The 15257-nt window shown below is 45.2% G+C and carries 14 protein-coding genes and 1 tRNA gene; 6 read left to right on the top strand and 9 right to left on the bottom strand.

Translation table 11 applies throughout. From position 1 onward, the window contains the following. Positions 1 to 48 precede the first annotated feature (48 nt). The 4 genes from HUU58_05375 to HUU58_05360 are packed head-to-tail and all read right to left on the bottom strand — an operon-like array spanning position 49 to position 2578. Positions 49 to 630, bottom strand: a complete 582-nt coding sequence (locus HUU58_05375) for a DNA-3-methyladenine glycosylase I (GenBank protein ID NUN45094.1) — start codon at positions 628 to 630, stop codon at positions 49 to 51. 23 nt (positions 631 to 653) lie between these two features. Then, complete coding sequence (locus HUU58_05370) at positions 654 to 1226, bottom strand: pentapeptide repeat-containing protein (GenBank protein ID NUN45093.1); 573 nt, start codon at positions 1224 to 1226, stop codon at positions 654 to 656. 21 nt (positions 1227 to 1247) lie between these two features. Continuing rightward, on the bottom strand, positions 1248 to 1832 hold the full coding sequence (locus HUU58_05365) for a nicotinamide mononucleotide transporter (GenBank protein ID NUN45092.1): 585 nt from the start codon (positions 1830 to 1832) through the stop codon (positions 1248 to 1250). Continuing rightward, the gene (locus HUU58_05360) at positions 1829 to 2578 is read right to left on the bottom strand and encodes a hypothetical protein (protein ID NUN45091.1); all 750 of its coding nucleotides are present in this window, start codon (positions 2576 to 2578) and stop codon (positions 1829 to 1831) included. The genes HUU58_05365 and HUU58_05360 overlap by 4 nt, the downstream gene beginning before the upstream one ends. Positions 2579 to 2655: 77 nt before the next feature. On the opposite strand from HUU58_05360, the gene HUU58_05355 reads away from it, so the two are divergent. The 3 genes from HUU58_05355 (at position 2656) to HUU58_05345 (ending at position 7314) form a co-directional block, all read left to right on the top strand. Beyond that, a complete protein-coding gene (locus HUU58_05355) occupies positions 2656 to 3609 on the top strand; it encodes an RluA family pseudouridine synthase (GenBank protein NUN45090.1) in 954 nt (317 codons plus the stop codon). A 67-nt stretch (positions 3610 to 3676) separates the two neighbouring features. After that, positions 3677 to 6754, top strand: coding sequence for a T9SS type A sorting domain-containing protein (locus HUU58_05350; protein ID NUN45089.1), 3078 nt, complete (start codon positions 3677 to 3679; stop codon positions 6752 to 6754). Then, entirely contained in the window at positions 6751 to 7314 is a 564-nt protein-coding gene (locus HUU58_05345) for a hypothetical protein (GenBank protein NUN45088.1), read from the top strand. Before HUU58_05350 ends, HUU58_05345 begins: the two co-directional genes overlap by 4 nt. 7 nt (positions 7315 to 7321) lie before the next feature. On the opposite strand, the gene HUU58_05340 is transcribed toward HUU58_05345, so the two are convergent. The 5 genes from HUU58_05340 to rpmG all read right to left on the bottom strand — a co-directional run bounded on the left by HUU58_05340 (position 7322) and on the right by rpmG (position 11391). After that, positions 7322 to 8305, bottom strand: coding sequence for an ABC transporter permease (locus HUU58_05340; protein NUN45087.1), 984 nt, complete (start codon positions 8303 to 8305; stop codon positions 7322 to 7324). Between the two features lie 4 nt (positions 8306 to 8309). Continuing rightward, a complete protein-coding gene (locus tag HUU58_05335; protein ID NUN45086.1) occupies positions 8310 to 9920 on the bottom strand; it encodes a hypothetical protein in 1611 nt (536 codons plus the stop codon). A 55-nt stretch (positions 9921 to 9975) separates the two neighbouring features. Next, positions 9976 to 10800: a phosphatidate cytidylyltransferase gene (locus HUU58_05330; GenBank protein ID NUN45085.1), complete on the bottom strand. Its 825-nt coding sequence runs from the start codon at positions 10798 to 10800 to the stop codon at positions 9976 to 9978. A 173-nt stretch (positions 10801 to 10973) separates the two neighbouring features. Then, positions 10974 to 11177, bottom strand: a complete 204-nt coding sequence (locus tag HUU58_05325) for a hypothetical protein (protein NUN45084.1) — start codon at positions 11175 to 11177, stop codon at positions 10974 to 10976. A gap of 28 nt (positions 11178 to 11205) precedes the next feature. Continuing rightward, entirely contained in the window at positions 11206 to 11391 is a 186-nt protein-coding gene (rpmG, locus tag HUU58_05320) for a 50S ribosomal protein L33 (GenBank protein NUN45083.1), read from the bottom strand. Positions 11392 to 11634: 243 nt separating this feature from the next. On the opposite strand from rpmG, the gene HUU58_05315 reads away from it, so the two are divergent. The 3 genes from HUU58_05315 to HUU58_05305 all read left to right on the top strand — a co-directional run bounded on the left by HUU58_05315 (position 11635) and on the right by HUU58_05305 (position 15256). Then, complete coding sequence (locus tag HUU58_05315; protein ID NUN45082.1) at positions 11635 to 12207, top strand: GNAT family N-acetyltransferase; 573 nt, start codon at positions 11635 to 11637, stop codon at positions 12205 to 12207. Positions 12208 to 12655: 448 nt separating this feature from the next. Continuing rightward, positions 12656 to 12729 (top strand) — tRNA-Ala (locus HUU58_05310). A 217-nt stretch (positions 12730 to 12946) separates the two neighbouring features. Then, complete coding sequence (locus HUU58_05305; GenBank protein ID NUN45081.1) at positions 12947 to 15256, top strand: SpoIIE family protein phosphatase; 2310 nt, start codon at positions 12947 to 12949, stop codon at positions 15254 to 15256. The last annotated feature ends 1 nt before the right edge of the window (position 15257 follow it).

Below are 15257 nucleotides of genomic sequence, written 5' to 3'. Positions count from 1 at the left end.
CTTCGGGTTAACCGGTCGAGGTGGAGTTAGTGCAACGATTAAAAAGTTTTAGCGCTTTTTGTGCTTCCAACATCCTTTGACATGATCATCTACCATTCCGGAAGCTTGCATGTGCGCATAAATGACGGTCGAACCGACAAATTTAAAACCGCGCAATTTCAGATCAGTGGACAAGGCATCTGATTCCGGCGAAGTGGCCATGATATTTTCGCGGGAGCGTTTTGGATTGCGTAGCGTTTTATACCCGGTAAAAGACCAAATATAACGGTCAAATGTGCCGAATTCTTTTTGTACTTCGAGAAAACATTTGGCGTTGTTGATCGCACCTTCGATTTTGAGTCGGTTACGCACGATACCGGTGTCTTGCATCAGACGGCTGACGTCCGCTTTTGAGAAGCGTGCCACTTTTTTAGGATCAAATTGTTTGAACGCTTTGCGAAAATTATCGCGTTTGCGCAGTATCGTTATCCAACTCAGCCCGGCCTGAAATCCTTCGAGAATTAAAAACTCAAATATTTTCTGATCATCGTGTACTGGTACGCCCCATTCCTTATCATGATATTCGCAATACAAAGGGTCGTCGCCGCACCACCAGCATCGTTGTTTTTTTGTTTTCGAGGTTGTTGTCATAACTTTCGGTCGGGTTAAATAATTCAACTGACTTCTATTCCGTGTTTTTCAAGCAAACCGTGTAAACCGCTTTGTGAAAAACGCGCTTTTCGTATGCGGTTGATATCCGGATCAATCGAATAATTGAACGCGGTACGTAAATCCGCTTTTTCAAGTATGGTATTTTCAAAATGCGCTCCCGCTAGATCGCTGGCCGACAATTTTGCATCGGTCAGATCGCATCCCGTAAAATCAACCGATTTTAATATGCAGTTATCAAACTGTGTTTTACGGAGTTTTATTTTGGTGAATAGGGATGAACTGAGGTCGCATTGGATAAATGAAGCGGAGAATAACGCCGTATTGGCTTTTTCGAAATTAATTCCCGTCATTTTACATTCTTGAAAAACAGCATTACCGAAGACGGTGTTGCCCACGCTGCACAAAGTAAAATTACAACCGATGAACCGGCAATCTAAAAAACAAACTTCCGCCAAATCCGATTTCGAAAAATCGCATCGTTCAAATGTGCAGGTATCGTAGGTATTCAGTGCGATACGTTGTTTGGTGAAATCAATTTGTACAAAGGATTCCGAGTCATACTGTTGTTCGCGCATCAGATGGTACCTGTGTTACAGTTAGTTGGTAAGGGATTGCTTGGAGTTGCGAAAAGCGCGTCGCCATTCGATCAAGCCCGCGATGGCAAGGCCGAGATAAATCACATAAAGGACTTGGGTAAGATAGAGGTCCCGAACAAAATATAAACCGATATACCAGATATTGATGGCGATCCACAAAATCCAATTTTCCCATTTTTTTCGGGCCATCAAAAATTGAGCCGTCAAACTGGTGGCCGTTCCGAAGGCATCGGCATACGGCAGTGCGGCGTCGGTATTATAATGGAGCCATGCTCCGAGGGAAGTCGTGCCTGCCGCTATCGCCAACAGAGACCAAAGCCATGCGACCTTATCCATTGAGTTGACGTGCAGCGTCTCACCTTGAGGTCCGCGTCGCAGCCAGACTATCCAACCATACGCATTGATGCCGATGAAAAAAAACTGCAACACCACATCGGCATACAAACGTGCATTATAAAATACGATAATATAGAACACGGCATTGCCGATAGCGACCGGCCAGTTCCAGATATTCTGACGGATCAGGAGGGCGACGCACAGGACACCCGTTACAAATCCGAAAATTTCATACCAATCAAGCGTCATGCTTCAAATTCAAAAATGCGATGTGATTTGCCGAGATCTGCCGCGGCCGGAGTAAGGCGGGCATTTTTGGGGACCCAGATTTTTTTGTGTTTGAGAATGGCTTGCCACACGTCTTTTTCGGTAATCCATGATGTACCGCTTTTTCCTGGTTTCAGATCCAGCGCTAGAAAACGTTCGGGTAAAGCCGGTGTTTCCGAAACGGGAATAGAATTCGGCGTACCCAACCCGGTGAGGTAAAGCAGATCGTTCTCCTGTAAAAGAGCGCCTTGTGCTTCATCACGTGGTATCCTGGCCCGATTGGCGCCGCTGACTTCGATGACGCGCACACCGCCAAAAATCGTATCACGTCCTTTGCGCGCAGCAAGAAAAACCACTTGGCCGGGAATTAGCTTAAGCTGTGTCATTTCGTGTTTTTGCAAAAGAAGTTCGCGTTCGATCAATTGCAAGGTACCATTAAAGCGGGTCTCTTTTCCACGGGCATGTACCATAACAATGATTTTTAGAAAATCCGGTGTCGGGGTTGATGTCAATATAGAGGGATTAAGTTTTAATCGAAAACTATCTTGTGGCGTAAGACACAGCGCATTGCTGTCGGATAATGTCACGGCGACGGTGAGGGCCGTATCACCGATCTGGATACGTGCGGTTTCCTGTACGACAGGTGCATCATTGCCAAAAAGGGAGTGATAATCCGAGCGGTGTAACGCAAGGGTAGAGTCGGAAAAATAAACCGGGTAATGTGCCACAGCAAATTGAAATTCAGAATTGTTTTGACTATGTTACACAATTAACGGCATTCATTCAACGGCGAATTCCTGAAAGCATGCGAAAGTATCAGTTCAATATACCGGCCAACGAACGCCCCAAACGTCTTGATCACTTTGTGACCCACGCGATCGAAAATCTTTCACGTTCGCGCGCGCAACAGCTGGTGTCGGAAAACATGGTCAGTGTCAACGGTAAGTTTGTTGCCAAATCGTATATGATACGCCCGGGCGATCGGATCGAAGTAATATTACCTTTGCCGGAAAAAGTCGAAGCGCAAGCCGAAGATATTCCTATTCGTGTGGTATATGAAGATGATGATATCTTGGTGGTTAATAAATCGGCCGGCATGGTTGTTCATCCGGCGTATGCTAATTATACCGGTACGCTGGTCAATGCCTTACTGCATCATGTGCAGGATTTGTCGGGTATCAACGGTGAGTTGCGTCCGGGTATAGTGCATCGTATTGATAAAGACACCAGCGGTCTTTTATTAGTTGCCAAACATGATCGGGCGCACCGTCATCTGAGTAAACTTTTTAAAGATCATAATATCGAGCGCGAATATTGGGCGCTGGTATGGGGTAAACCCAAAAAGAAAAAAGATACGATTGAAACTCTGATCGGTCGGAGTACGAAGGATCGAAAAAAATTTGCCGTGACTAAAGAAGGTAAAAACGCTATCACGCATTACGAATTGATAACGGCGTACGAAAGCGTTTCATTGATTCGATGCCAGCTGGAAACCGGGCGAACGCATCAGATCCGCGTGCATATGAACTATATCGGTCATCCGATACTTGGCGACAAAACGTATGGCGGAGATAATCCGAATTTGGCGGGCGGAGAAAAAAAGAAAAAACAGCACGCTGAAAATATATTAGAACTGATACCACGTCAGGCGCTGCATGCCAAAACGCTGGGTTTTATTCATCCGACAACTAAAAAAATAATGCGCTTTGATTCGGAGCTGCCGGATGATTTTAATGCCGTTCTTCAATTGATAAAATAATTTTTTAGCCCGAATAGGTTGTTTTTTTGTATAATTGTCACAGTCGTAAATCGGATAACTAATTCGCATGCGCTACATTCGAGTGTATTTATTTGTAATGTTTTTTGCGGGCGGTCTTCGTTCGTATCTGTCGGCTCAGGAAATTTCACTTTCAGGGGACCTGCAACCGTTTCCGGTTACAGCGCCCGGTGCGATTTCTGATGAGTTTTCGTATGCCGTGTCGGCTACGGGTTTGAGCGGTTCTTTATTAATACATGCGCCGCATGGATTTGAAATCTCTACAACCAGCGGAGGCGTGTTTGGTTCCAATATTACACTTCCTGAAACCGGCGGGGTAATTGAGCTTACGACAATTTATGTGCGTTTTGCGCCCTCGGTTACCGGATCGTATGACAGTGTGATCGTACATGAAAGCGGTGTTACACAGACACTGGCCGTAACGGGTTTGTGCGCATTCAGTGAACCGACATTGCCGCCATCGGATGTCGTATTTAGCGGGATTGATTCTTCGGCGATGACCATCGCTTGGCAGGGTGGTGACGGCGACTATCATTTGGTACTTGTCCGCGCCGATGCGCTCATCGAGCTTGCACCCAATGACGGTCAAAGTATTACAGCGAATTCGACGTTTGGCAGCGGCACGGATCTTGGCGGTAATACCTACGCTGTTTTTGCAGGCAGCGGAACGTCCGTGAGTATCAGCGGATTATCGCGTGGAGTAAAATATTATTTTTCTGTTTTCACGTATAACGGCACGGGGAGTGATGCGGATTATTTGACAGACGCGGCTGTCGGTGAACAGACGACGCTGAGCCGTTCGCCCGAACGGATACAAATGATACGGGATACTACATTTGCAGAAGATAGCGGCACTCGTACGATCATAACGAACCTCCATGATATTTTTTCCGATCCGGAAAATAGTTCGCTTACTTTTTCTGCCGGTACATTGGTATCGGGAGCGGATGCGTGGGTCACCGGTAACACATTGGAGTTCTTTTCATCTGAAGATTCATCCGGTCTGTTTGAAGTGATCGTTGAAGCGCAGGATAATTCCGGTAACTTTGCATACGATACGCTCCTTGTCACGGTAACGCAACAAAATGATGCGCCGAAAGTAGCTACTCCGATCGGGCCGAAAAATTTACAAGAGGATTTTGGAAAACAATTGTTAGCCTATCTGCCATTGGTGTTTCATGAAGCGGATGGTGAAACAATGACATTTTCAGTGCATACGCCGTCTCCGTTTGTTGCGTTGAGTATTTCAGGTGACAGTTTGTATGCCTTGTCACAAAATAACCTCAACGGTCAGAGCCAGGTCATCATCGAAGCTTCCGATCCCACGCCTTTGAGCAATCGCGACACATTCCAACTTCAAATCATTCCGATCAACGATCCGCCGGCGCGTACGTCGCTGTTGCGGGACACCAGTTTTGCGGAGGATTTTTCGTATCGTGCGATGGTTTATTTGCCAGATTATTATAGTGATCCGGATGATGGTGTGATTGATTTTTCTTCTTTTGTAGTAAATGCCGGCGTCGAGGGTTATATCCTTAACGATTCGTTGTACGTGGAAGGGGATAGAGATTTTTTTGGAAGCGCTTCACTTGAAATCCGTGTATCCGATGGCAACACGGAAATCCGCGACACTGTTTTTTTTACCGTAACAGCAGCCAATGATGCGCCGAGTAGAATATTTGCAGCCCGTGATACGAGTGTACAAGAGGATGCGGCCCGTACGGCGATTTTGTATCTGCCGATGATTTTTTCGGAACCGGATTTGGAACCCGTCACGTATGGTGTATTACTTTCCAATAGCAAATCGGTCGCAGCGATTTCCGGCGATACGTTGTATGTTACGCCGCTAAAGGATTCGACCGGTTCGATGGAATTGTATCTCTCAGCTACGGATCTGTCTGATTTGTCAGCCAAGGATACGCTGGTCTTGCAAATTGTACCGGTTAACGACAGACCCGTGCGTTTGGCGACAATATCGGATACGACGCTGCCGCAAAATTTCGGTAAGGTTCTGATCAAAAAACTTTCAACCGTATTTTATGATGCGGACCATACCGCGCTGACTTTTTCGTTCGTCAAATTTGCCGATGGGGTAGACCCGTTGATTTCTAATGATTCCTTGTATTTGCGCAGTACAGCGGATTTTTTTGGTAACGTTTCCGTACGCATCATTGCTTCCGACGGTGAATTTACGGTATCGGATACATTCCGTGTCGTAGTGCAGGACAATACGGCGCCGGTGGCATATCTGGCGGCATTATCTTCGCCGTTACTTCAGCGTATTCGGTTTGCATTGGGAAGTAACGAAACCATCGCTTCGGCCGCGCTTACCGCCAACGGACAGGTGATTGATATCGAGTCAAACAACGGAGTGTATTTCGGCGACTACAGCATCGAATCTGTCGGTGTAATACCGGTCGTGGGTGAAGTATTTGATCTTGCCGGAAATAAGGATACGATTCGACGAAGTTACACGGTAGTTTCTTTGGACAAAAAAACAACCTACAGTAATTTTGTTTTTGAAGGTAATCAACGCGGATATCTTGTTTTAGATCAAGCTGAAACCGGGAATGTCCCGATGTTGTTGCGCCCGCTTTCGGATGCGGTGAATGTGCTGAATACGGCTTCCTCAGCCGAAGTTACCGTGCATGTCCGATATCAGGATCATCTAAGCGCGTTGCGTGCGGCGGATGAAAATTTTGATGAAGGGCGTATCGGTGTCTATGCTTATGAAAATCATCAATGGCAACGCCTTTCCGGAGAAGGTCGCTTTGGCGCGGTTGAAACACGCATTCATAAAAATGTACGTATCGCGGTGTTTTATGATCCCGAATATATCGTGCAACCGAAAACATTTGCCCTTGATCAAAATTATCCAAATCCGTTTAATCCGTCCACGACCATTCGTTTTGCGATTTCACAACCGGGACATACGACGTTAAAAATTTATAATATGCTCGGGCAGGAAGTGCGAACACTTTTCAGCGGATATAAACCGGCTGGAAATTTTGAAACAATTTGGGACGGTAAAAACGAAAAAGGCCTCGCGGTAGCTTCGGGCGTATATCTGTATCGTTTAAGTTCGGGCGCATTCACACAAACACGCAGAATGGTTTTAGTAAAATGAAAACTTTATCTATCCGCTATTTGATTTTATTGGTTTCCGTTTTTTGGATTACAGGTTGCCCGTCCAAAGATGAAACGGCTATCGAAAAGGCGCAACAGTTGTTTGAAGACGGTGATTATGAAGAAGCACTAAGTCGTTATGAAAGTTTGATCGCGACCGAAGGTTCGACGGCGCGTGTTGGTGCGGGTTGGTCCGCGATGCGACTCAACGATCTGAATACGGCGAATGTATATTTTTCAGAAGCAGCTTTGGATTCGATACCGGACGGATATGCCGGTTGGAGTGTTACGCTGTGGGGTTCCGGGAGTCTTTTGCAGTCATTGGATAAAACGGCCTTTGTGTTGCGAAAAAAACCGGAGTTCAAACTCTCGCTTGATCGCAGCGTGACACATAAAGATCTGATATGGGTTCAGGCCAGCTGTTATTATCAGTTGGGAAATTATCCGGGGGCGGTTAACAGAATTCAGGCATTGGATGATACGTTTGCTCCGAATATGGAGGCGGCCAATTTAGCGGAAGTCATCGCATTAAAACTTCAGGCTTTGGGTACCGCACACTAAAGCAATATTATTCCGCACGTGCACGCGGGTCGGCTACTGCATACAATATATCAGCTAAAAGATTTCCCAGGATAACTAATACGCCGGCCATCATGGTGTTGGCGATGATCAGCGGATAATCCCGTGCAAAAATCGCATCAATAATAACCCGTCCCATCCCCGGCCACGCAAAAACAACTTCCGTAACGACAGCGCCCGCCAGTAAAAATGGAAACGATAATCCGATGATCGTGATCAAAGGTAACAATGCGTTGCGTAAACCGTGTTTCCATATCACCGTAGACTCCGGCAATCCTTTGGCACGCGCCGTGCGGATATAGTCCTGCTGCAAAACTTCCAACATACTACTGCGCACATAACGAATCGTCGAAGCGGCAGAAGCAATCCCCAACACAAAAACCGGTAACACCATGTGCGCCAGCAAATCCTGCACGCGTGTCCAGAAAGGCCACACTTCGTAACCGATGCTATGCATTTGCGAAGCCGGGAACCAGCCCAAATAAAGTGAAAAAATCATAATCAAAACCAGCGCCAACCAAAAATGCGGCATCGAATAAAAAAATAAACCTACGACAGTTGTCATTCGGTCAAAAGCCGTACCCCTGCGTAACGCCGATATAACGCCGAGCCCGACGCCGACAAGAATATCCACAATCAAAGCAGCAACGGTTAGGATCAGCGTATTGATTAGTGCTTCCGAAATCACTTCTACAACGGGTATTTGTTTGCTAAATGAAATACCCAGTTCGCCTTGCAATAAACCTTCAAACGGCGGTATGACACCCAGCCATTTTCCGTATTGAACGGGTAAAGGATCATTAAGGCCGAGGTTTTCTTTAAGTTGAGCAGCCGCTTGCGGATCTATCGATGGATCAATAAAAAGTGATGTCGGATCGCCGGGCGCTAATCGTATTAAAAAAAAAGTCACCGTGAGCAATCCGAAAATCATCGGGATCGCCGTGCGCACGCGTTTTAATATAAATCTCAACATACAGCTATGGATTTTCTTCGATATACCATTCCCAAAAACGGTGGTATGGCGAATAGATGTCTGCGTGTGTGCCGCGGACACGATTATTAAACACAGTCAAATTATCATACCAAAATAAAAAAGTTACAGGTTGATCGCGGTAAATAACGGATTGCAATGCGCGATAAGCGTCGGCTACAGAGTAACGATCAGCTGCGTTGTAGATAACATTCAGTAAACTATCCGCTTCAGCACTTTGATAACCTGATGCGTTAAATGTATTTTTTTTCAGATCGGAACCGAATTGCGGTTGCAGGTCAAGATTCATGTTGACCGAGTAGCCGGTGATGAATGCGTCTAATTTTCGCTCACGCAGCGCAGCATTGAAGGCCGCCGTTTCAAGCATCTGGATTTCTATTTTGATGCCGATGCGCAAAAGATCCGATTGGATTTTTTGTGCGATAAACTCGCGGCGTGGATTGCCGGTATTGGTGGTGAGCGTAAATTGAAAAGGCTTTCCGTTGTTATCTAGAATACCGTCACCGTCATGATCGGCCCATCCTGCACTTTGAAGGATAATGCGTGCCGAATCCGGGTCGTAGGTCATCTCCGGGAGTTGATCGTTGTATGCCCATCGGAAAACCGGCGATACGGGACCTGATGCTATTTGACCATATTCTCCACACCAATTTTGTGTGATCTCTGCGCGATGAATCGCGTAACTCAAAGCTTTGCGTACACGTTGATCGGAAAAAAATTTGTGCGGTTTTATGGTTCCGGAGGAAATATAGGGCGATGGATCAATATGATTCCATCCGACAAATTCGACGCGGCGCCCGGATTGACGTTCGATTCGAAAACGGGATTGCTTGCGCAGTTCGGCGGCATCGGACGGGTTAACACCTTCGACGACATCCACACGTCCGGATTGTAATTCGATAAGGCGTGTGGTCATATCGGGAATAATACGAAACACTATCTGATCAAGATGTGCTTTGTCGGGTATCGTCCATTCCGAATTGCGTTTGAGAATCAGGTTTTGTTTTCGTTCCCATCGTTCCAAGATAAAATGTTTTCCGCTCACCGGTTTCTGATTGAACCAGGATGTACGAATACGCGAAGGCGGGATTGTATCCAGCACGTGTTTGGGAATGGGGGTCTGTTGTGCCCATTCGGTCATACGGTGATGTGGCGTGTTTTTTTTGAAATGAAATACGATCGTGGAGTCATCCGGCGTGCGAATTACATTTTCCCAATCAATCGAACCGTCGTCACGGGTTTGTACGATATCGCTTCGTGTTCGTCTTGCGCTTCCGATCTGCGGATCGAAGTACAAACGATAAGTGTACGCAAAATCATGCGCCGTGATTTTTTTTCCGTCCTGCCAGTGTGCATGCGTATGCAAATGGTAAGTCACCGTAGAATAGTCATCCGAAATAGTCCAGGAGTTTGCTAATGATGGGAGATTGGTGTCGCGTCCGGTGATTTCATTAAAGTCGTATTCTACCAAGTCCGGGTATAAAAAATAAATCACTGCGGAAGAATTGGTACCCGTAGCAAAAAGAGGGCTTAGCGTTTCAGGATCGGATGACAAAGCGATGGTTGCTATTCCGCCGTCCGAGGGTGTGTGTGGCATACATCCCGTCAGATGGATAATCGCCAAAACAATCAGCCACCGGCGCATAGAGTTATTAAACAAAATAAGTGACATAAACATAGGTGAGCGGTGCGACAAACATCATACTGTCAAACCGATCCAGAATGCCTCCGTGCCCGGGAAGCAGAGCGCCACTGTCTTTGACGCCGGCATCCCGTTTGATCAAAGATTCGGCAAGATCACCGATCTGTCCGAATGTACCGCCCAAAAAACCGATTACCAATGTTTGCGGCAAACTCATAATGAAAGGGATGTCAAGCGTCAGATATACGTAGCGTACGAGCCATACGCCGATCAATGCACCAAAAAAACCGGTAATGGCGCCTTCCCATGTTTTTTTAGGGCTGACCCTTTCGAAAAATATATTTTTACCCATCATTCGGCCACCATAATACGCAAATGTATCGCATGCCCAAATGCTCAAAAAAACCAAAAACACTAATTGAGCGCCGCTATGACTCTCCGCGCCGCCGGTATTACGGAGTAAAATCATCGATCCGATCAATAACGACGGATAAAAAACGGTCATCCATGTGGCCGCCATATTCATCATATCCGAGCCGGTGTTACGAAACAATTCCACAGTCATGACAAATATTGCAAACATAAAAAAGGCGGGTAATAATAGCTCGGTTTTACCGAAAAACGTGAGTCCTAGAAAAATCAATCCCCAAAGAAAAGCAGCGAAAGTTTGCGGTTTACTGTTTTTGTGGCGAAGCAGATTTAGCATTTCGGATATGCCGATGAGCAGTATAGTACCCATCAGTGCAAAAAAATACCAAGAACCGTAAATGATGGCGGCGATGACAAAAGGCAAAGCTACAATCGCGACCACGATGCGGGCGAGTCCTGAATTCACATAAACCTCGTTGTTTGATGTACAAGACCGTTGATTGAAAATAAAATTATGTGATGTGCATCAAAATATAGATCGCCGTATAAGGAATGGCAAGTAAAATACCCGGCAATGCATTAAAAAAAAAGCCCATATCGTCAACCGATACGGGCTTTTAAAAACTAAATTTGAATAGATCAGGCGATCATGGTGCCGCAGTTACCGCAGAGTTTTACTTTGCGTTCCAAAAATTTCCATGCACCGGTTTTTTCCGATACTTTAGATTCTACGAATTTGGCGTACGATGCGACAGATTCCTGTTTGCAGGCTTCGCATTTTACTTTTTCAGCATACGCTGCGACTTTAGCGGTTTTATCAACAAATGTTTGTTTCTTTGCCATGGCAAAGCTCCTTTACAAAAAATGCTTATTAACGGGTTTCCTTGTGCAGGGTATGTTTACGTTCTACATTGCAGTATTTTTTTACTTCAAGGCGTTCCGTATTATTTTTTTTGTTCTTTTCCGTGGTATAACGGGACATACCGGGCAAACCGCTGTCTTTGCAGGATGTGCATTCCAGCGTAATCACGATGCGATTGCCTTTAGACTTTGCCATGACGAACTCTCCAAAAGACTATGTTTATAATAAAATTATATTCTATCCAAAATGGGCAGAAATATATATTAAAAGCTTTCGTTTGTCAAGTAATAATATTGATTTTTCACGCACTGTTTTTTATGGGTTTAGGTGATTTTGATAAGCTTAATCTTGCGATTAGTTATATAGAATTGTATTTTTTGATGCGTTTTAGATTTCGACGGATTAACATTTTACAAAATTGGTTTGAGTAACTGAAAGATGATTGATTTTGCAGAACATGCCCCTTCACAAAGTGAGTCAGGACGCTTAGTATTGCGCGATCCTTATCCGGAAGATGCGGCGACGATGGTGATATGGCGCAATGAGGCCACGGTAAGAGCGCATCAGCCATTGCGTACGGTCACCGTGGATACGATAGAGCAGGATTTGTTACGTTCGCAGTCCAATGTTTTACCCGATTATAACCGTGAACGGTTTCAGTGGATCATAGAAAAAACAGAAGATCGTATACCCATCGGTTGGATTACGTTGACGATACGTTCTTGGGAACACGAAATCGGTGAAATCGGATACAGTATTGCGACCGTTTTTCAGGGGCGCGGTTACGGGACGGAAGCGATACGGCTTGTGTTGAAAAAAATATTTTACGAAGCCCGTTTGTACCGGGTTGAGGCCAAATGTTCTGTCGAAAATATGGCATCTTCACGTTTGCTGGAGCGATTGGGTTTTCATCGCGAGGGTATTATGCGTGAATATTTTGATATCCAAGGTCGACGGGTGGATCATTACTTATACAGTTTGTTGCGGCATGAGTATTTCTCCAAGCTGTAAAAATTCATTGTATTTTTACATGCCGTCATTTAGATTGCGCCATCGTTGAATAATAAGTTATCGTTTTTAAAATAGTTTTTTTGACTTTAGTTCAGATTTAGAGGACATCCCGATGCGAAAGCAGGATGTTGAGTGGGTTTAGTTGGTAAATTTCTTTGAAATTTTTTTGCAATGCAGTTGTAGCTTCACGCCGTGGGCGTGAGGAGAGCGTCCCGCTTGAAGGCGGGAAGGTCAGTGGTTCGATCTGGTAAATTTTAAATGTAACTTTGAAATTGTTTTGTATCGGGGCTGTAGTTTCACGCCGTGGGCGTGAGGAGAGCGTCCCGCTTTTTGTATCGGGGCTGTAGTTTCACGCCGTGGGCGTGAGGAGAGCGTCCCGCTTGAAGGCGGGAAGGTCAGTGGTTCGATCTGGTAAATTTTAAATGTAACTTTGAAATTGTTTTGTATTGGGGCTGTAGCTCAGCTTGGGAGAGCGCATCGTTCGCAATGATGAGGTCAGGGGTTCGATCCCCCTCAGCTCCACGTCGAAAATAATAAAAACCAATGAACAAAGAAGTTTATTGGTTTTTTATTTTATGTGTTGCCAACGAAAAATCATACTGCATATTAATCTTCGCAGAGCATATCAGTAGCACGTGTTTTAATTTGTTCAAGCATCGCTATGGCTAGCATCAATATCCCAAGTTGAATTACAGAAACGGATTGTGTACGTTGCTTTTATAAAGAGGAATATTCCGCAATGATGACCTTTCCTGCAAGGTGGACAAACCGTTTCCGTGTTGCAATCTCTCAGTTACTGCTTTTCGCCGGTGTCGTGTATTTTCTTTTTCGTTGGGCGGAAGAAGATCGTGTATTGTATTTAGTTTTGGCAGGTATAACCGGTACGACCTTTTGTGTGCTGGCGCTGTTATATTTTACTAAAACAGCACGTATCGCACGGCGCATGAGTTCCGTAATCATTATCGCTATGACATTTTGTTTTGTAATCGTAGGTTATCTTTTTCGCGGCCATATCGATCACGTGATACAGGAAGCGGATTTGTCGGCCAACCTTGATCGTCTGGCGTCCTATCGGGCCAACTTAAACAATCGTTTTATGAAACATACCGAACAAGGCGAGTTTTTGAGGAAACGACTTACTGCGGAACCGTTTTGGAGGCAACCGGGTATATTAGCCGAATTCCTTAGACATCATTCCGAAGATTATTTTTCAGTTTATCTCCTGGACGATCAGGGTGTAAGTCTTTTGTCTGAACCGATATCAACCGGATACAAAGAAAACTATCCCGTTCGTAATTTGCCCAATCCGGCATTCGTCGAACCGTCATTCCAGCCTATAAGCGATGGTAATAAAGCCCCTGTGTGGCACACCCTCAAATATTTTATACCTCTCGAAACCGCAGAAGGGCAAAAGCGTTATATTTTACTCTATATCAGAACGAATGCTTGGCTGCTTGAAATAAAACAATCCATGCCGGGCGTATCTGTTTTTTTGCTGCATGATAATGAGATCATCGCGACCAACGAAAAACAATGGAATGAAAACATAATACGCGGAATAAAAAACGAAGGATATGGGCGTAATTCCGTAGAACAGATTTTTTTTGCGCGATACCCGCTACGCAGTGATAACTGGTCGGTGGTTTTTTTGCAGGTATGGAATACGGCCTTTCCTAATATGGCATACGCCGAATCGGCATTGATACGTGTACTGATTTTTTCGGCCGTATTTGGATTTTTGACCGGAGTTTTGTTGAGTTGGTATCTCAGTCGTACTATTCTTTTACCCTTGAGTCGGTTGGCAGACGATGTTCAGATCGTTGCGTCCGGTGATCAAACGCATACACTTCGCGAATCTTCCTCTGATCCACAAGATGAGATCGGCGCTCTTCATCGCGCTATAGCAAACATGGTAAAATCCCTAAAGGAAAGTACGATACAAACCGAATCCGTTCAACGTGCATGGTCTGATGTACAATCGGAATTGAAGACTCAATCCAATGTTGTAAAAAAAATCCAAGGCGGTACTCTTCGGTCATCGCCGTTAATAACGCGCGGTCTGACGATCAATGGTCGTTTAGTGATAGCTCAAGAGTACAACGGAAAATTTTACGATATAACCGAACCGCAACCGGGGTTTGTTGCTTTTGCTATCGCTGATCCTGCCGGTAAAGGCGCCATCGGTTCGTTTTATGCTGCACTGATGAAGGGATTGCTGAGTGCGTATTGGAAACGCAGTGATTTGCTTCTGCAAGACCCTTTGCGATGGATGAACGAACTTGAAACGGATTTTATGAAACATCGGGATACCGATACGCGAACGATAGCGCTTGGTGTCGGAATCATCAATACCCACGACCATCGAGTACGGTTGATCAATGCGGGGTCGGAATACCCTGTTTTGCAAAAAAAGGATCAAACGCAATCTATCGCTATACGCGGTAGAGCTCTGGGTATGCCTCAATGGCTTGGTTCTTTTGAAACCACGACATTTGTATTGGCTACGGGTGAAACTATGTTTTTACACAGCAATGGAATTTCGCCCGACACGATGACCGATGGGCCGGAGAAAATTCATAACACAGCGATGGATTCGAAACATAGTGACGCCGTCATATTAAAAATAGCTCGCCGTGAAAGCGTTAAAGAGCATTTCATATTTACACCAGGGTCGGATGTAGAATTTGACACGGAAAATAAGATCCAAACGATGATGGCGAATCGTGGTTTTGAATCGGAAAAAATCAAGTCCATGCTATCCGCTTGCCGCGAAACGATAACCTATGCTGCCCGGAGTACCAAGCCGTCTGAACTGAAGAAGTCGATTCATGTCGAAACCGAAGCGTGGGATGACGGCGTCGAAGTGCGAATCACGGATCAGGATAACAATGCACTTTGGAATATGGCGAGGATTTCGGAAGGATCAGATCAAGCCGAAGGCAAAGCGGTCCGTGCGCGGCGTATTGGTGCCATACAAAAACTCGTTGATGAAGTAATCGTAGAACAAACGGCTAATAAGACAACGATAGTTTTACGATCAATGAAATAAC

It is taken from the genome of bacterium (assembly GCA_013360215.1).
GTDB lineage: Bacteria > CLD3 > CLD3 > SB21 > SB21 > JABWCP01.
This window is presented reverse-complemented; position numbering and strand designations above follow the sequence as displayed.